Source organism: Abyssisolibacter sp. ZYX002 (assembly GCF_056892235.1).
Genome location: NZ_JARMXH010000004.1, coordinates 169444 through 187935, shown reverse-complemented (window position 1 = coordinate 187935; position 18492 = coordinate 169444). Strand labels below are relative to the sequence as shown.

At 29.7% G+C, this 18492-nt stretch carries 15 protein-coding genes; 4 read left to right on the top strand and 11 right to left on the bottom strand.

Annotated elements, in window-relative coordinates; translation table 11 throughout:
- Window positions 1-79: 79 nt before the first annotated feature.
- The 5 genes from P3X86_RS13400 to pyrB form a co-directional block, all read right to left on the bottom strand.
- Window positions 80-4333 (bottom strand): acyl-CoA dehydratase activase-related protein, encoded by a 4254-nt coding sequence (locus tag P3X86_RS13400; protein WP_483293206.1) that lies wholly within the window; start codon window positions 4331-4333, stop codon window positions 80-82.
- Window positions 4334-4535: 202 nt separating this feature from the next.
- Window positions 4536-4895 carry a hypothetical protein gene (locus tag P3X86_RS13395; protein WP_483293205.1) on the bottom strand — a complete coding sequence of 120 codons (360 nt, stop codon included), beginning with the start codon at window positions 4893-4895 and terminating at the stop codon, window positions 4536-4538.
- A gap of 276 nt (window positions 4896-5171) precedes the next feature.
- A complete protein-coding gene (locus tag P3X86_RS13390; protein WP_483293204.1) occupies window positions 5172-5465 on the bottom strand; it encodes a hypothetical protein in 294 nt (97 codons plus the stop codon).
- 573 nt (window positions 5466-6038) lie between these two features.
- Window positions 6039-6467, bottom strand: a complete 429-nt coding sequence (locus P3X86_RS13385; RefSeq protein ID WP_483293426.1) for an aspartate carbamoyltransferase regulatory subunit — start codon at window positions 6465-6467, stop codon at window positions 6039-6041.
- Complete coding sequence (pyrB, locus tag P3X86_RS13380; protein WP_483293203.1) at window positions 6451-7395, bottom strand: aspartate carbamoyltransferase; 945 nt, start codon at window positions 7393-7395, stop codon at window positions 6451-6453. Before pyrB ends, P3X86_RS13385 begins: the two co-directional genes overlap by 17 nt.
- A 364-nt stretch (window positions 7396-7759) precedes the next feature.
- Between pyrB and P3X86_RS13375 the strand changes: the two genes are divergently transcribed.
- Entirely contained in the window at window positions 7760-8416 is a 657-nt protein-coding gene (locus P3X86_RS13375; protein WP_483293202.1) for a hypothetical protein, read from the top strand.
- A 186-nt stretch (window positions 8417-8602) separates the two neighbouring features.
- Here the strand turns inward: P3X86_RS13375 and P3X86_RS13370 are convergent, their stop codons facing one another.
- On the bottom strand, window positions 8603-9379 hold the full coding sequence (locus P3X86_RS13370) for a class I SAM-dependent DNA methyltransferase (protein WP_483293201.1): 777 nt from the start codon (window positions 9377-9379) through the stop codon (window positions 8603-8605).
- A gap of 628 nt (window positions 9380-10007) precedes the next feature.
- Between P3X86_RS13370 and P3X86_RS13365 the strand changes: the two genes are divergently transcribed.
- The 3 genes from P3X86_RS13365 to P3X86_RS13355 all read left to right on the top strand — a co-directional run bounded on the left by P3X86_RS13365 (window position 10008) and on the right by P3X86_RS13355 (window position 13270).
- Window positions 10008-10130 (top strand): hypothetical protein, encoded by a 123-nt coding sequence (locus P3X86_RS13365; protein WP_483293200.1) that lies wholly within the window; start codon window positions 10008-10010, stop codon window positions 10128-10130.
- Window positions 10131-10232: 102 nt separating this feature from the next.
- Window positions 10233-11540, top strand: a complete 1308-nt coding sequence (locus P3X86_RS13360; protein WP_483293199.1) for a radical SAM protein — start codon at window positions 10233-10235, stop codon at window positions 11538-11540.
- A gap of 35 nt (window positions 11541-11575) precedes the next feature.
- Window positions 11576-13270 (top strand): ATP-binding cassette domain-containing protein, encoded by a 1695-nt coding sequence (locus tag P3X86_RS13355; RefSeq protein ID WP_483293198.1) that lies wholly within the window; start codon window positions 11576-11578, stop codon window positions 13268-13270.
- Window positions 13271-13500: 230 nt separating this feature from the next.
- Here the strand turns inward: P3X86_RS13355 and P3X86_RS13350 are convergent, their stop codons facing one another.
- The 5 genes from P3X86_RS13350 to P3X86_RS13330 all read right to left on the bottom strand — a co-directional run bounded on the left by P3X86_RS13350 (window position 13501) and on the right by P3X86_RS13330 (window position 18402).
- On the bottom strand, window positions 13501-15495 hold the full coding sequence (locus tag P3X86_RS13350) for a glycosyl hydrolase family 18 protein (RefSeq protein ID WP_483293197.1): 1995 nt from the start codon (window positions 15493-15495) through the stop codon (window positions 13501-13503).
- Window positions 15496-15517: 22 nt separating this feature from the next.
- Window positions 15518-15883, bottom strand: coding sequence for a VOC family protein (locus tag P3X86_RS13345; protein ID WP_483293196.1), 366 nt, complete (start codon window positions 15881-15883; stop codon window positions 15518-15520).
- 419 nt (window positions 15884-16302) lie between these two features.
- Window positions 16303-16545: a hypothetical protein gene (locus tag P3X86_RS13340; RefSeq protein WP_483293195.1), complete on the bottom strand. Its 243-nt coding sequence runs from the start codon at window positions 16543-16545 to the stop codon at window positions 16303-16305.
- 178 nt (window positions 16546-16723) lie between these two features.
- Entirely contained in the window at window positions 16724-17980 is a 1257-nt protein-coding gene (locus tag P3X86_RS13335) for a DNA polymerase Y family protein (RefSeq protein WP_483293194.1), read from the bottom strand.
- A 155-nt stretch (window positions 17981-18135) separates the two neighbouring features.
- Window positions 18136-18402, bottom strand: coding sequence for a TIGR03905 family TSCPD domain-containing protein (locus tag P3X86_RS13330; protein WP_483293193.1), 267 nt, complete (start codon window positions 18400-18402; stop codon window positions 18136-18138).
- Window positions 18403-18492: the final 90 nt, after the last annotated feature.

The window sequence follows — 18492 nt, the reverse complement described above, 5'->3', positions numbered from 1 at the left end:
TTAGTATATTTTTTCAATACCTAACCGCCATTTTTACATAGTGACTTTGATGGTTTAGCTGTCAATATATATTTGACACTTACTTTGTCGTATCATAGCTTAACTTTGGTTTATTCAAATTCTTAAATGCAACCGAAAGCATAAGTTTTATTCTATTTAATTGGTTAACTTCGCTAGCCCCTGGATCGTAATCTACAGGTGCAATATTAGCCAATGGAAATGCTTTGTTAAGCCCTTTTATCATTCCTTTTCCAGTTATGTGGTTTGGCAAACATGCGAAAGGTTGCAAACATAGTATATTGCTGACCCCTGAATCTATCAGCTCTATCATCTCTGCTGTTAAAAACCATCCTTCACCTGTTTGATTCCCTAATGATAGGAATTTGGATGCTTTTTCACCTAGCTCCTGTATACTTACTGGAGGATGGAACCTTTTACTGTCACTCAAAACTTTTTTCATGTCTTTTCTAAAATACTCTATTACCTTTATTGCTATATTTCCTAAGACATTTTCCTTATAGCTTCCTGAAAGTATATCATATTTTATTTTGTTATCATATGCACAATACAGCAAGAAATCTGTTAAATCTGGCACTACTGCTTCTGCACCTTCTTTTTCTAATAACTCTACTAAGTTATTATTCGCGGTTGGATGATATTTTACTAGTATTTCTCCAACTACTCCTACCTTAGGTTTTATTATATTTTCGTCTATCTCAAGGTTATCAAAATCTCTTATCATATTTGTTATATTCTTTTTAAAATCTCTAAAACTACTATTTTGAATATGTTTTTTGCATTCATTTACCCAATATTCATATAGCTCATTTGCTGACCCTTTAACTTTTTCATATGGTCTGACTTTATATAATACTCGCATCAGGATATCTCCATATATTAATCCCATCATCATATCCTTTAATATTGGAAGTGTTATCTTAAATCCTGGATTTTTTTCCATACCTACTGCATTTAACGATATTACTGGTACATGTTCAAGCCCAGCATCTTTTAGTGCCTTTCTTATAAATCCTATATAGTTAGTTGCTCTACAACCTCCACCTGTTTGTGATATGAGAACCGATGTATTCTGCAAATCATATTTGCCAGATCCTAGAGCCTCCATTATTTGACCTATTACTATTATTGAAGGATAACACGCATCGTTATTAACGTACTTTAACCCTTCGTCTATGCATTTTTTATCTACTGATGGTAATATCTCTGTTTTATACCCTGCTTTTTCAAATGCTGTTTCAAAAAATTGAAAATGTATTGGAGACATTTGGGGTGCTAATATTGTATGTGTCTTTCTCATAGCCTTGGTAAATATAACTTTGCTAGGATTTTTATATAACTCTTTTGGTACTATTCCTGCTTTATCCCTCTCATTTATGGCTGCTATTAAAGATCTAATCCTTATTCTCACTGCTCCTAAATTGCTAATTTCATCTATTTTTAAAACTGTATAAATCTTCCCGTATCTATCTAGTATATCTTGAACTTGATCAGTAGTAACCGCATCTAATCCACATCCAAACGAATTGAGCTGGATTAGTTCTATGTTTTCATTTTTGGCAACATATTGTGCTGCTGAGTATAACCTAGTATGATAAACCCACTGGTCAACAATTCTAAGAGGTCTCTCTACTTTATCTAAATGGCATATAGCATCTTCTGATAGTACTATGAATCCAAATGATTGTATGAGCTCTGGTATTCCATGATTTATTTCAGGATCTATGTGATATGGTCTACCTGCTAAAACAATAGCTTTAATACCTTGTTGGTTTGATAAGGCTATAGCTTCTTCTCCTTTTTTCATTACATCTTTCTTGAATCTATCTAATTCTTTATATGCTAATTCTAGTGCTCTTTTTACTTCTACTTCGTCAAGTTTCTCGCCTTTTAATTCATTTAAAAATCTCTTAACCATTTTCTTAGGACTATCAATTGGTAAAAACGGGTGATAATATGTTATCTGTTTATCATCTAGTGCATCAACATTCATATTTATAGTTTCTGGATATGATGTTACAACTGGACAATTATAGTTATTATCAGCCTCACTGTCCTCTTTTAGATTATATGGTATACATGGGTAAAATATCTTCTTAATACCTTTATTTAAAAGGCTCATTATATGACCATGTACTAATTTTGCAGGATAGCAAACTGACTCTGAAGGTATTGTATCCATTCCTTCTTCAAATATTTTTTTGTTTGATCTTGGTGATAACACTACTCTATATCCAAGCTCTGTAAATAATGTATGCCAAAAAGGATAATCTTCATACATATTCATTACTCGTGGTATTCCTATCTGCCCTCTTTTTGCATCTTCTAATTTTAATGACTTATAATCAAATACTCTTTTGTATTTATAATCGTATAAATTCGGTAGTTCATTCTTTTTTGTTTCAATTCCTGCACCTCTTTCACATCTATTGCCAGATGTGTGCATTCTACCATCTGAAAATTTGTTTATAGTCAGTATACAATTGTTTCCACATAGTCCACAACGCTTTATTGTTGTATTAACTTTGAAGTCATTTATTTCATCTTCTTTTAATAAGCTAGTTTCGTAACCTTTCTTGTATCTTTCTCTAGCTATTAATGCGGCTCCAAATGCACCCATAATCCCCGCTATGTCAGGTCTTATCACTTCAGTTTGTATTATTTGCTCTATCGCTCTAAGCACTGCTTCATTATAAAATGTACCACCTTGGACTACTATTTTTTTGCCAAGATCTTCAGTTCTCTTTATTCTTATAACTTTAAACAATGCATTCTTTATTACTGATATTGATATACCTGCTGATATATCACCTATCTCTGCTCCTTCTTTTTGTGCTTGCTTTACTCTTGAGTTCATAAATACTGTACATCTTGTACCCAAATCTACTGGTGCCTTTGAAGTAATCGCACTCTTTGCAAACTCCTCTACTTGCATATTTAGTGATTTAGCAAATGTCTCTATAAACGAACCACACCCTGAAGAACATGCTTCATTTAACATGATAGATTCTATTACTCCATCTTTTATTTTAAGGCTTTTCATGTCTTGCCCACCTATATCTAATACAAACTCTACCCCTGGCAAGAAAAACTCTGCTGCTTTATAATGTGCTACTGTCTCTATTTCTCCTATATCAACCTTTAATGCTGATTTTATTAGATATTCTCCATAACCTGTAACTGTTGAATTAACTATCTTTATATCTTGGCTTAATCTCTTGTATAAATCCTTTACCGCATTTAATGTTGATTGTAACGGACTTCCCATATTACTACCATAGTATTCATATAGGATTTCCCCTTCTTCACTTACTAAAGCAACTTTAGTTGTTGTTGAACCTGCATCTATTCCTAAAAAAGCATTTCCTTTATATGTTTTTATATCTGCTCTTTTTGCTTTGTGCTGTGAATGTCTATTTTTAAATTCATCATAATCTTTTTGGTCTTTAAATAATGGTTTCATTTCATTATCTACGACAGTTTTCATGTGTATATTTGGTATCCTATCATAGATACATTCAAAAGGCATTTCATGTTCTTTCTTAGATAATAGTGCTGCGCCTAATGCAACAAAATATTGAGAATCATCTGGTACTATGATGTCTTCTTCTTCCAGTTTTAACGTTTCAACAAATCTCTTTCTGAGTTCTGACATAAAATGTAAAGGCCCTCCTAAAAAAGCAACCTTCCCTTTTATGGGCTTTCCTTGAGCTAATCCACTTATTGTTTGATTTACTACCGCCTGTAATACCGATACTGCTATATCTTCTTTCGCTACACCTTCATTTAATAGCGGCTGTATATCTGTCTTTGCAAAAACTCCACATCTAGATGCTACTGGATATATGGTCTTATATTTTTTGGCAAGCTCATTTAATCCGTTTGCATTTGTTTGAAGCAGTGCAGCCATCTGATCTATAAATGCTCCCGTTCCCCCTGCACACGTTCCATTCATTCTTTGCTCTACTGATTCTCCTAAATATGTGATTTTTGCATCTTCTCCTCCAAGCTCTATTGCTACATCTGTGTCTGGGGCTATTTTTTCTACTGTATTTGTACACGCTATTACTTCTTGAATAAATGGAATTTCAAGTTTATTTGATATGTCTAATCCGCCCGATCCTGTAATCATTATAGTAACTGAATTTTTAAGCAATAAGTTTTTACAGTCTTCGAACATGTCTACCACTGTCTTTTTTATATCAGAAAAATGTCTTTTGTATTTTTTGTATAAAACATTTAACTTTTTATCAACTACTATCATCTTTACTGTAGTGGAACCTACATCTAATCCTATATTCAATAGTTTTTTCATAATATTTTCACCTCTTTTGTTCTCATTATACTCAACATATTTTTCTCAAAATCCAAAGGGGCAACTCAAGTTATATTCTTGAGACAACCCCTTTTAATCTAATTAAAATATATTCATATTTATCTAAAAATATGCTATAATCTTCTGATGTATTGTAGATTTATTTCAGTAAGTATTTGGGTTTGTTGATTTTATTATAATACTATCCCTGTGCATCTTCAAGTTTAAATCCATCACACATCAAAACTGGTATTACAAATATAAAACCTAATCCTGGTTTATTATTCATATCTCCGAGCTTGTCTTTTAGTTTCTCAACAACTTTGTTTAACTTTTCTTCTTCTCTAATAACACTTATTATTGTTTTGTTGTAAGGTTTATTTCCTTCTAAAATCATCCTCATATTCGAAAATAAAGCTCTGTTTACATCGTGCTCTAATAAGACTTTCCCCATACCCATACTATCTATAGTCGTAGCTCCTACTCCTAAATCGAAAAATATTTCATGTATCTCATCTAGCATATGTGTATCATTTAAAACTAAGAACAATGCATGCATCATCTTTCTCCCTCCTTATTTGTTCTTGGTACAATGAAACTTAGATTTTGATACAATTACTGTTAGTTCAATTATTCTTATAATTCTATATTTAGCATTATTTTTCCTGCATATGGTTTAAAAGTCTATGTTTTTTGCCTATAATTATTTATCACCTATAATTTGAAATTTATCACCTTTCTATAATGTTTGGTTTATCTTAAATTTAGTTTAGAATCTATTCCTTTAACCATACTTTCCATTGGACTTAAGCAATACGTGTGACAAGGGCTTTCTACTTTAGCTAGCATAAGCACAAAGTTTACAAACCTCTGTCTCTGCTCTAAACCCATTTTCAAGTCTTTCTATTTTCCACTCTGCACAATTAAATATTTCAGCTAGTATATTAAACACATCTTCAGGCTTAGTCATCCCGGATTGCTGTGCTTGTATCTTTCCCATAGATATTTGAAGCTTTTTCTTGTGATTAATAACTTTATCTAACACTCCTTGTTTTGAATAATTATTAATCGAGTCAATCAATACTCCAATGTACATTTTTTCTAAATATTTTACCCTAGTTTCTAAATTCATAAAAATCACCTCTACTTTATTATTTACATTAATATTAGTGTAAGTGATTTTATATTTGTGACCGTTTATAAAAATTTTTCCAAAAAATTCTTTTTTGTTAGTATTCTTTCAGAGTTCAATAAGAAATTAGCTTCACTTGTCAAGTTACGGATTTTGGCATATTCTTCTTCAAGATTTAATGCCCTTTACATATCTTTAATCTTTTGTATCTTGAATCATTCTATTACATATAGCAGTCACCATTTTTCCGTATTTTATTGTTATCTCTTCTAATGATACCGCTCCCATAGTACTATCCTTTCTTATTCAAAATGAAACACATTTAGTAATACTTATACTACTACTTTTAACTAAAATAGTCAATGTATAAATTTACATTTCGTATATATGTAAAAAATGGATATATTTAATATCTCCATTCTAGATTGATGACAGACTGTAGTTAAAATTGAGTAGCAGAGCTTACTTAGAGGTAAGTGAGCAACGGAAATTTTAACTACAGCGCAGAAATTGGGCTTTTTCTACAGTCTGAAAAGGAGATATTTAAAAAAATATCTCCTTTCTACACACTATCTAAATCTTATACTTAGTAAAATCATCACAATACTCACATTGATATTTTACATTTTTATCATCTACTAGTTTAAATGATGGTTGTATATACAAATCATTGTTGCTTATGCATCTAGGATTTGAACATTTAAATAATCCTTTAACGTTTTGTGGTACTCCAACCTTTCTTTTGCCTATCATTTTGCCGTCTTTTATTATATTAACAGTTATATCAGGATCTATCAATCCTAGTATATCTAAGTTTACATCTGTTCTATCTTGTATTTTTATTATATCTTTTCTTCCTAATTTGCTACTCTCAACGTTCATTAAAAGCACTACTGGATAATCTACTTCTATGAGTTTCAATTTTTCAAATATTTTCAATCCATTGCCTGATTTTATGTGGTCTATTACTATACCATTCTTAATACTATTTACAGTCAACATCATCTAACACCCCCAAAAGATTTGCCATTAATGACATTCTAACATATACGCCACACTTAGCTTGATAAAAATATACTGCTCTTTTATCATCATCTACATCACAATATATCTCGTTTACTCTTGGTAATGGATGCATTATCAGCATATCTTCTTTTGCTGGTTGTATTTTGTTCTTTGTTAAGATATAACTATCTTTTAGTTTAACGTAGTCTTCTTCATTGAAGAATCTCTCTCTTTGTATTCTAGTCATGTACAATACATCAACCTTTGATATTGCTTCGTCCAGATTATCTGTCTCAATTATTTCTACATTGTAGTTAGATACAACATATTCTTTGATGTAACTTGGTATCTTTAAAGCTTCTGGTGATACTAAGTAAAACGACATATTCTCATATCTTGCTAATGTTTTTAGTAATGAATGTACTGTTCTTCCATATTTCAAGTCTCCACATAACGCAACTTTTAAGTCTTTTATCTCACCTTTTAAGTTTTTGATTGTAAGTAAATCCGTTAACGTTTGTGTTGGATGCTGATGACCTCCATCTCCTCCGTTGATTATAGGTACACTACTATACTGTGATGCTAGTTTTGGTGCTCCTTCTCTATTATGTCTCATAACTACAATATCTGAATAGGCATCCATTACTCTAACTGTATCTGAAACACTTTCTCCTTTTGATGCTGAACTATTAGCTGCATCTGAAAAGCCAAGGACGCTACCTCCTAGTCTAAGCATAGCTGATTCAAAGCTTAATCTCGTACGTGTACTTGGTTCATAAAAACACGTTGCAAGAATTTTACCCTTACATACCTCTGAATACTTTCGAGTGTTTTTTTCCATATCTCGTGCAATTGTTAATATGTGGTCAATTTCTTCAAGAGAAAAATTAGATGGGTCTATCAAGTGTCTTCCTACTAAGTTCATAAAAATCCCCCTTATCGTTTTTGGTTGGGAGAATATTCTCCCTTATTAGCCTCACAGGACTAATTTAAAGGTACTGCTTATTATTTTGCATAAAAAAACCTTCTCGCCCATTGACAAAAAGGTATAGTTATCCTATATACCTTAATAGCCTCACGGGACTACTTTAAAGGTTCTTTATATATGAGATTAACATACACTATTAGTTTTGTCAATATGTTTATTTTGTTTAATTTTATTTGTTTTTATTCGTATTTTTACTCAATTGCTTTCTATTATTGTGATGTATGTAGCCCCTATTTCTTGACTTCTTATAACTAGTCCCTTATAATGTATACACAAAAATAAAGAAAGGACTGACAACATAATGAAGCATTATATTAAATTATTTGGTATTGTTTGTATATCTGTACTTATGGTTTTAACATTTTGTAGTACATGGGCAAGTTGTGATGTAATTGATGTTAAGCATTCAATTACTATCAAAGCTAGTGATTGCAACATTATAGTAACTGAATCTGATACCCTTAAATACGATTATAACAACAACCTATTTGATGTAACTACAAAAAAGAATGATAATTCAAATGATACTATTGTCACAGTAAACCTAAAGAAAGATGCTAAGACTTCCTTTATAGACAAAGTTAAAGTTTATATACCCAAAAATGTAAGTAAAGTTAATATCGAAGGATCTAATGCAGGCATTTCTTTATGTAAAATATATGCTCCCTTAGATATCATCAATAATAATGGTGCTGTAAGTTTTTATTTACCAAAAGATTTATCTCATAGTATTAACTACACTAGTAATAAAGGCTCTGGTTCTTTATCTATTTGTAAAAATGCAGATAATTATAGTCTAAAACTGGACAAAACAACTTCTGCTTTAACCGTTCCGTTTTCTGATTATAAATCAGTAGACTCTACTTACGAGCACGTCACTGGAAATGGACATGCTCAAATTAGTATAAATCTAACTAATAGCTCTTTTTCTATTAACCAAGAAAAGAAAGCTAAGTAATATACATAACTTAAAGAGGGATGCTTAAAAGCATCCCTCAGACTGTAAACAAAAGCCCAATTTCTGCGTTGTAGTTAAAATTTCCGTTGCTCACTTACCTCTAAGTAATCTCTGCTACTCAATTTTAACACGCCTTGAACTTATACTTTTTCTACAGTCTGCTATATATTGATGACAATATCTTCTTTATCTTTTACATGCCCAAAATATAGCCCTAGGAGAATCATCTGTATATTTATCTCCATTTCTATTTCCATATAGGTGTATTATCCGAAAGCCATTTTTATTTAACCAATTCTTGACTTCATAGGTACTAACGGGGTGTTTTTGTTGAATAAATGAGTTCTTTATTATCTCTCCATTTTGTTTTGTAACTTTTACATTTCTTTTAAATCTTGCTAATCTTTTTTCTACATCATACCATATAGTATGAAATGTTGATTCAACTTTTGCTCCATCATTAGTTATACCACATAATGATTTCCTCTCTACACCTTTATCTTGCCAGCTTTTATCTAGCTTACCTTCCATATGGTTATTGTCAATGAAAACAAAACCACCCTCTTTTAAGCTGTGGTATGCTTTTATAATACATGCTTCTTGTTCTTCTTTTGTAGCTAGTTCATAAAAACAATTGCCTCCCAATATAACTAAATCGAATCCTTCCTGCCATTTGCTAGCCAGCACATCTTGCTTTACTAGTTTTATTTTGTCTTTTAACTGGTCATCTACTTTATCTTTAAATAATTGGAGCATTCCATCTGCTATATCTATCCCCATTATTGTATAGCCATCTCTTGCTAATGGTATTGATATTCTTCCAGTGCCACAGAAAGGCTCTAATATATTATTTATAGTTTCGTTTTTAATAAGCTTTCTTATTAATTCAACATCATCTATCCCCGTTTCCATTTGATCATATATCTGTGCTACATATGTTCCTAAATTGTACATATTATTCATACATATCCTCCTATATAATAACTCATTAGGAAGACTTGTTAATGAGCTATTATGGTATTTTATTTTCTCCTTTATTTATGTTAATTTTCTTGTTATCCATAATAACCACCTCCGAGATTTATTTCACTTCTATTATATCATTTATTTATAAACAATGTATTTATCTAAAATATAAAACATTTTTGTTCTGTGTTATCAATATACAAAAGACATATTAGATTAGTTGAAAATTTGATAAAATTTGTAATATAATATAATTTTTATATAAAATATGGAACATTTTATATGTGCTCTTTATCTATAAAATGTTAACTAATTTATTTTAAGTATTTTTATAACATTAATAATATAATTTGTAACAAAATATATTTTTTATAAAATATGGAACTTTTTAGGAACGTTCATTATCTATAAAGTACAAAACTAATTCATGTATTTGTATTATGCTAGACATTTTAATTTCGAAGACTTTAGTTATTGATAACATCATTACGTTAATTGATTAATTGTATAAATTCAGATTATGATATATCTTTTGGTTATTATCATAGCTGTTTTATAAAAATATGCCAGTGATTTTAGTACCACAAAATTAGTTTCTGGCTAAAAAATGAAAGGGGGTTTGAATATGTTTGAATTACAAGTAGCTAGTATGTCAGTAGATACTGATTGTAGTTGTACTGGAAGTTGTGGTTGTGGCGATGGCTCTGGTAGAGGTCAAGGTTCTGGTAAAATAGAAATTAGCCGTTAAAACTTTTGATCCTTGAGGTTGCAAGTATTATAATGCTTGCAACTTCAATGCCTATAAGCATAATCAACTATTTTATTATTTCTAGAAGGAGAGAGATAGCTTATGTTAAAAAAAGTTTATTATGATGACAAAATGCTTTTTTTAAAAAGAAATAAAGACCACGTTATTGTTTCACCTGAAAATTTTTCATACATAAAAGTCAATGAAGAATTAAAATTCTTAATCACTAGTATTATGGAGAATGATGGGCAAATTGAACTAGATGAATTGTCAGATAAAATCCTACATAAATTTAGCAAAAAAGCTACACCACAAGAAATCTCTGTTCAAATTAATAAATTAATAGATACTCATATATTCTTTCAAAAACATGAAGATTTAATCTTAAATAAAAACAATTCAATAAAAGAAAACTATAAAAATATAGATAATAATCCAAAGGAAGCATATATTCATATGTCTTTAAGGTGTAATTTGAATTGTAGTTATTGCTATAATAAGGAAAACATTAATAATGGTCAACATGAATTAGATACTAAAACATGGATTGATATCATAAAAACACTTCAAAACGAAGGAATCGATCATTTCATTTTTACTGGCGGAGAACCTTTGATACGTGATGATATAGTTGATATCTTGAAAATTGCTAAAACTTCAAATACTAAAACTGGCTTGTTAACAAATGGAACTTTATTATATAATAAGTTTGAAGAAGTTATGCCTTATTTAGATTATGTAACTTTAAGTTTAGACAGTTTAAATGAAATGACAAACACTTTAAATAGAGGTCAATTCGGATTTAAAAGCATACTAACTTTACTAGAAAGGGCTTCTAAAGATTCTAAAGACAAAGTATCAGTAAGATCTGTAATAACTAAAAATAATGTTGCTGAAATAGAGCAATTTCATAAAATTATAAAAGACAAATATGGCCTTAGAACAACTAGCGTTGGGTACTTGCCAAATAAGTTTGATGAAATTAATAAGTATGTTCATTACGATGATAGTACTTGTAATGGATCAAATATAGGAATTAGAATTAAGCCTTGCGGTGCTTGTACTAATCTAATCGCTATAGGTCCAGAAGGAAATATATACCCCTGCCAATGTCTTATTTCAAAAGAAAATACTATAGGCAATATTTTAAATGATAATTGGAAACAGCAAGTTAGTGATTCACGTATTACAAAATTATTTAAGAATTTAACTGTAGACGATATTGAGTATTGTAAAGATTGTGAAATACGATATTTTTGTGGTGGTGGCTGCAGAGCATTGGCACATAATATATATGGCAATATGAGTGAAGCGGTAAAATTTTTGTGTGAATTCCAAAAGAAAAGAGTTAGAAACATACTAACTAGCTCAAATTTTAAATGGGAAGATTTTAATCATCAGCATTTCTAGAAAATTGATTAGTTTTATATGAAAGGCGTGATATTGTGTGTTTTTTTAAAAGATATATTAGTGCATATTTAAAATATATACTAACATTTATTATTCTAGTGGCTAGCATATCTGTTTTAGAATTTTTGCTCCCTTTGCTTATACGAGAAATTTTCTCTAAAATAGAATTAAAGCACACCCTTAACATTACAAACTTTTTATTAAAATATTTCTTAATATACATCTTACTGTATGTTTTAAAGGGTGTATTTGATATATTACGTTTGAAATTTTCTCTATATTTTAAGACAAAAGAAAGTGAACATCTATTTTTAAAATTGTTCAAGGTAGAATATAGATATTTTACTCAAAACGATCCTACATATTATGTTAGTAGGATTAAAAGCAGTGTAAATGTAATATTTAACATTATAGGTCACAATATTTCTAGAGCAACAATAGCTATAATAGTAATGATTTTAAGCTTATATTTTATGTTTAAGATAGATATTATTTTGTCTATACTGTTATTCATTATAATACCTCTTAACTATTATGGATATAAATTACTTAACAACTCTTTAATGAGCAAAAGTGAAAAAGCACAAAAAATATGCGCTGAAAACTACAAAAACATGGTTAGTGTAGTACAAAATATAGAACATATAAAGCAATGCTACAAATACAACGTTTTTTCAAATATTGTGGGCAACTATATAAATGAATCCGAACATTGCAACAATAGGTTAAATGTGATTGCTCATCTTGGAAGTTTGTCTATAACTTTTTTATTAAACATTATGAGAAATGCAATTTTATTGGTAGTTGTGTATATGTATTATAAAAATAAAATTAGATTTAGTGATATTTTATTTATAGAATTAATTATGAATATATTCTCTTCTTATTTGTCTGAATTCACAAGTTTAAATTTGGGATTGAGAGATGTAAAAGTAGCTCTTAATTTTATAAAAACAGAAATATTAGATAAAGAGGAGACCAATTTAGGTAATAAAGCACTTACAAATATTGATATTATAGAATTCAATATTGATAAATTTGCATATAACAGTAAAACTATTTTAAATGATATCACCTTTAAAATAAGAAAAGGCGAAAGAATAGGTATAGTTGGTAAATCAGGGTGTGGAAAATCTACTTTGGTCAAATTATTGATGAGATTCTTCGATGTGAATTCTATAAATATTAACAATGTAAATATTAAAGACTATAATTTAAAATCTTTAAGAAATAAATTTTATATGATATCTCAAAGAGTTGCATTATTTCCTGGCACTATTAGGGAAAATATTACGTACGGTTTAGAAACGTATGATGAAAAATTACTTAAAACTATATTAGATAAGAATTTTTTAAAATATTTTGGTGTTTTTGAACATGGAATAGATACAGTTATAAAAGAGAATGGTTCTAATCTTTCCGGTGGTGAAAAACAAAGGATTGCTATCGCTAGAATGATAATGTACAATCCAGATGTTATCGTTTTTGATGAATCGACTTCGTCTTTAGATTATTGTTCTGAAAATGAAGTTTTTGAAGAAATAGAAGAATATTTAAACGATAAAATTGTTATTATAGTAACTCATAGAATCAATGTAATAACTCAATGTGATAATATTTTTATGATTGAAAATGGTAAAATATTAGATAACGGTAGCTATGAAGAACTTCTTAAAACATCGACATCGTTTAAAGAACATTTTAACAAGAAAGATACAGCAAATGCCTAATGACCGCAAAAATTTACTAAATAAGATTATATCGCTACTATTTAATTTAACAATGAGTAAGTTATAATATGTTTAAACATAACATCATAAAATAAAATAATAATAATGTTTAAATCAGTTATCTACATATTGGAATCATCAAAAATGACCATCAGCTATTGGATTTAGCTATATGGCCATTTTTACTATGATTAAAATTTAATTTTTATGACAGCTTCACGTATTATAAATTACTTTTTTAATTCTTTTTTTATAATTCCCCATACTTCAGGTGTTTCAAAGCCTTTTCTCCAGCAAGCTACTCCTGCTAAACCGTATTCATCTACTAAGGCTGCTTTAAGCTGTATTGATTTAGAATCTTCTATCCATATTCTATATCTCTTTCCATTTTCGCGATACTCAACATAGTACTGACCAACATCATCTAGCCACTTTGGTGTAAGGCTATATTGCATAATTTTATCGTTTACTGATTGCATAGATAATGATTTTGCTTTAACTTTTACTTTCCCATTTTTCAATGTTGTCTCTTCCCACACTCTGGTATAGAAAGGTATCCCTACTAGTAGCTTTTCTTTTGGTACTAACTCCATTGTTTGCTGCATACCTTTTTTAACCCATCCTATAGATGCTACTGAGCCACTTTTAGGGCTAGATGCCCAATGTTCATCATATGTCATAATCATGCAATAATCAACTATTTGTCCTATTTTTTTTCTATCTAAAAATTTAGACCATGTTAAGCTTCCTTCTGGCACAGTCATGTCTATAGATACAACTAGATTACTTTCTTTAAATGCGGTAGTCATATCTTTTATAAAGGCTGTAAAAAGTGCTTTATCTTCATAATATACATTTTCAAAGTCAATATTTATTCCATCCAAATCATATAAACTTGCATAGACTAAAAGTTGTTTTATTACGTTTTCTTGCGCTTTTTTATTTATCAATATTTCATGAGTTAAGTCCTTGTTAAAGCTGTTGCTTACAAGTCCCCACACTTTATATCCTTTTTTGTGAGCTTCTTTCACATAGTCAAACGAAGCCTTGTTCTTAACATATCCAGTCTTATCTGTTATAGCAAACCATGTAGGCGATACTACATCTAACCCATCAATTTTTTCTTCTTCTTTTAAGTTTGGTGAATTCAAACTAACTTGAACCCATGCTAAGCCTATCTTCCCATCAGGTTTGTAAGGCTGCTTTAATACATTTAAATTAGTTGTATTGTCAGTGTTATCAATACCTGTTTGACCACTTTCACCTGTTTTATCTATTTTTGAATTTATTACAAAACCTATTTTCCCATTTTGATTTTTTACTTTACTCCATTTCTCTCCTTCTTCAAATATAATTACTTTGTCTCCCTTAGACAATCTATCTATTCTTTCTGAAAAAGAAGATTGTTTTAATCTCATAGATGTGTTTCTGTTTATTATACCTACTTGATTTAGTTGACCACCATTATCTTTCTGATTTAATGCGTTTAAATCAGTTGTGTCTTCGTTATCTAAACCTGTTTGACTATCTTGACCTATCCTGTCTATTTTTGATTTTATTACAAAACCTACTTTTCCATTTTGAGTCTTTATTTTACTCCATTTCTCTCCTTCTTCAAATATAGTTACTTTATCTCCCTTAGACAATGTATCTATTTTTTCTGAAAAAGAAGATTGTGTTAATCTCAAAGATGTGTTTCTGTTTATTATACCTACTTGATTTGCTTGATTTGGTTGATCTACTTTATCTGTCTGTGTAAACTGAATATTTGTGTCTATGTTTAAGACATTACGCGATTGGTTATATTGCATTTTTATTCTGAGTAACTTGCCCATATCTAAAATATCTATGTAGTTAATTTCTTCTTTATTTGATAATAAAAAGTTTATAGATACTCCATTTTCTATCCTCTTATTTGATAATTTGCTTGGCAATGTAAACTTTGGATTTGGGAAATTTACTATTAAAGTTTTGCTCTCCTCGTTAACTATAGAATCCTGATGTAAGTACTTAACGAATATATCAACAGGAATATATATGTTGTCCTCTTCAACAATAGCACGTCCAACATCATCTATTAGTTTACCATCTATACTTATTCTTGTTTCTTCATACGATGCTGCATACGCATCATTTGTCAGCTCCATAAATAAAGCTCTTATTCCTACTGCTAATCCTGCTATTATAAAAACAAACCCTATTATTAATTTTATTTTTTTATTCATACCATCCCCACTTTTATGATTATTACTTTTCTATAATTTCTATCCGTTCTCCACTTAAGCCTTTGAAAAATACTAGCTTCTTTCCATTCAACATTTTAGGTTCTGTTAAAAATTCTATATTAGCCCTACTTTTTATACTTACTATCTCTTTATCTAAATCATCTACATAAAATGCAATATGATCAATTGGGCCTCTTTCTCTATATGTATAATCCATATTTTTATACTGGATTAACTCCACTTTACTACTTCCCGTATCTAACAGCACCATTTTTAGCCTATCTGTTTCAAGTTCGCTATGTAATGCTAGATTTAATACTTTCATATAGAATTCTTTGGATTTATAAATATCTTTTACGACAATACACGTATGAGCTAATTCGTACATCTTCTACCTCCCTTCTATAATACTGTCCTTATATTCTATTTAACCACATATAAACTGTTTTTTCACTACTTTTTTTGATTTGTAAAACTCTTGTAAAATAAACCTCTGTTTTTTTGTTTAAAGTTAATATAAAATAGTACCAATGACTCATACTTCTCTTGAATGGAATAAGTTTTTCCTAAAAATAAAGGGCAAATCTTATAGCTTTTGGTTATTAAGATTTCCTAATAACAAAAAAACATATCCTATTTCTTAAGGTCCCCGATAAGAGCTTGTTTCTAGAATTTTATAAAATCGTATTAGAAACAAACTACTTAAATTTGCTCTCCAGAAAAACGAATATGCTTCAATGAATTGTAACAATGTACTTAAACGAAGGAAAATCTTCTGTTTTTTTATGTTGTTAGACTTTTATCATCTTATATCTTAAATAAATACCAAAGACAAGTATCTATCTCATACTTCAACTCATATCTTATATGTCCTTTATTAGTGCAAACAAAAACTATCCTTCTATTGCCTGCAAGTTTCTCCTCATACACCTTATCTATCACGTCAATTTTGACTGTTTTATCATCATATTTGAACTTGTATGGTATTATTTTATTTTTGTTAGATTCAAAAACTACAACTGTATCTATTGGTTTATTTACTATCTTCATAATCTAATCCTCTCTTAAACCTGAATATCCACCAGAAAATCAATAACTATACGACTACAGCATATTTATCAAAATTCAATAATATTTCAGGGTAAACTTTATGTTTAAACAATAATAGAACTAACTCACAGTTTTAAACGTAGTCATGAGCATTTTGATAACGGGAAGTTTTGCAATTTTAAAGTAAACTAGACATCATAGTATATTCATCATTACTCCCCACTCCTCCTATCATATGGTTTAGATCACTGTTAACGAATACTCCTCTCTTGATTAAATCTTTTCCATATCTTTCTCTTAATCTATCAACTACTCTGTCTAAGGCCACGTTTTTTTGGTGATTTTTTTTGGTGAATATGCTGAGTTGTGAAAATTGCGAACTGCTTATATCACAAAGCCTTATTGTAAATTGCCTTAATGGTGTGCCATCCCATATCTCATCAAATACCTCTTTTGCTATTTGGTATATTTCAAAAGTTGAATCTGTAGGTGTGTATATCTTTCTTTGGTGGCTTTTGTATGAAAAATCACCGTTTTTAATACCTATATATATCAACCCTGTTTGCATATTTGCTTGCCTTAGTCTATTTGCTGCTGTTTCTACTAGACTTAATATTATTAAATATGCTGTCTGTTTATCACACACATCAAATTTTATAGTGCTTCCATTTCCTATACTTTTAATTGGTATTTCTTCGTTCTTTTTTACATCTGAACTATCTTTACCCCATGCATATTGGTATATAAGCCTTCCATGTGATTTAAGTGTTTTTGATATAAATTCGTAATCACTATTTGCTAAATCTCCTATTGTCTGTATTCCTATTTTCTCTAACTTTTTTTTAGTTTGTCTTCCAACCATAAACAGCTTTGAAACTGGAAGTGGCCATAACTTCTTAGGTACTTCTCCTAGAAATATCGTATCTACTATATTTGGCTTTTTCAACTCTCCTGCCATTTTTGCAAGTAGTTTGTTTGAGGATATTCCTATATTTACTGTAAATCCTAACTCTCTGTTTATTCTATCTTTTATATCATATGCTACCTTTATAGGCCCTCCAAAATAACTATCTAATCCTGTATAATCCATAAAACATTCATCTATACTGAACACTTCTATTTTGGGTGAATATTCACTTAAAATTTTCCTAAACGCTTTACTACTCTTTACGTATAAGTCATAATTAGGAGGAACTACTTTTAGTTTTTTGCACTTTAACCTCGCTTCAAATAAACTCTCACCTGTTTTTATCCCCAGTTTTTTAGCTGGAATTGATTTTGCTAGCACTATACCTCTTCTTGATGATATATCTCCTCCTACTATTGCTGGTATATTTCTTATATCTTCTTCTATCCCTATTTGCTTGTTATATGCTGCTTGCCATGAAAGAAAAGCTGAGTTAACATCAATATGCATTATTAATCTTGGTGACATAAAACCATCCTTCCCGAACGTAAGTTCGCGTTTGTATTATTATATCACTCTGTCAAATATTTTAGAACTATTTTTATATTCCACTAATGTATATTTTTGTAAAAATAAAAACTAGCTCATTTTTTTATTGAGCTAGTTTTAGTCTTTTATTCTTTTTATATTACTTTTACTTTTTCTCTCTCTAGCACTACTTGTAGCGCTGCTGCAAGTTGATCTGGACATGAAGTAGATTTTGGACCACATTTTATATCTTTCAATCTACTTATTACTTCTTCTATTTTCATACCTTCTACCAATTTAGCAACTGCTTGAAGATTGCCAGGACAGCCTCCTGTAAATAAAACATTTTTTACTATGCCTTGTTCTACTTCAAATGTTATTTGCTTTGAGCATACTCCATTCGTCTTATAATTATACACCATATTTAAGTCAAACTCCTTTCGTAAGTAATTTAATAATTTAACAGTTTTCTTCACATATTTTTATATTATAACATATATCAACCTTATCTA

Bases quoted from the DNA above. Each gene is read 5' to 3' on its own strand.
- P3X86_RS13400 (WP_483293206.1), bottom strand. From the start codon at position 4,333: ATGAAAAAACTATTGAATATAGGATTAGATGTAGGTTCCACTACAGTA.
- P3X86_RS13370 (WP_483293201.1), bottom strand. From the start codon at position 9,379: ATGAATAATATGTACAATTTAGGAACATATGTAGCACAGATATATGAT.
- P3X86_RS13375 (WP_483293202.1), top strand. From the start codon at position 7,760: ATGAAGCATTATATTAAATTATTTGGTATTGTTTGTATATCTGTACTT.
- P3X86_RS13330 (WP_483293193.1), bottom strand. From the start codon at position 18,402: ATGGTGTATAATTATAAGACGAATGGAGTATGCTCAAAGCAAATAACA.
- P3X86_RS13365 (WP_483293200.1), top strand. From the start codon at position 10,008: ATGTTTGAATTACAAGTAGCTAGTATGTCAGTAGATACTGATTGTAGT.
- P3X86_RS13390 (WP_483293204.1), bottom strand. From the start codon at position 5,465: ATGAATTTAGAAACTAGGGTAAAATATTTAGAAAAAATGTACATTGGA.
- P3X86_RS13335 (WP_483293194.1), bottom strand. From the start codon at position 17,980: ATGTCACCAAGATTAATAATGCATATTGATGTTAACTCAGCTTTTCTT.
- P3X86_RS13385 (WP_483293426.1), bottom strand. From the start codon at position 6,467: ATGTTGACTGTAAATAGTATTAAGAATGGTATAGTAATAGACCACATA.
- P3X86_RS13345 (WP_483293196.1), bottom strand. From the start codon at position 15,883: ATGTACGAATTAGCTCATACGTGTATTGTCGTAAAAGATATTTATAAA.
- P3X86_RS13340 (WP_483293195.1), bottom strand. From the start codon at position 16,545: ATGAAGATAGTAAATAAACCAATAGATACAGTTGTAGTTTTTGAATCT.
- P3X86_RS13350 (WP_483293197.1), bottom strand. From the start codon at position 15,495: ATGAATAAAAAAATAAAATTAATAATAGGGTTTGTTTTTATAATAGCA.
- P3X86_RS13395 (WP_483293205.1), bottom strand. From the start codon at position 4,895: ATGATGCATGCATTGTTCTTAGTTTTAAATGATACACATATGCTAGAT.
- pyrB (WP_483293203.1), bottom strand. From the start codon at position 7,395: ATGAACTTAGTAGGAAGACACTTGATAGACCCATCTAATTTTTCTCTT.
- P3X86_RS13360 (WP_483293199.1), top strand. From the start codon at position 10,233: ATGTTAAAAAAAGTTTATTATGATGACAAAATGCTTTTTTTAAAAAGA.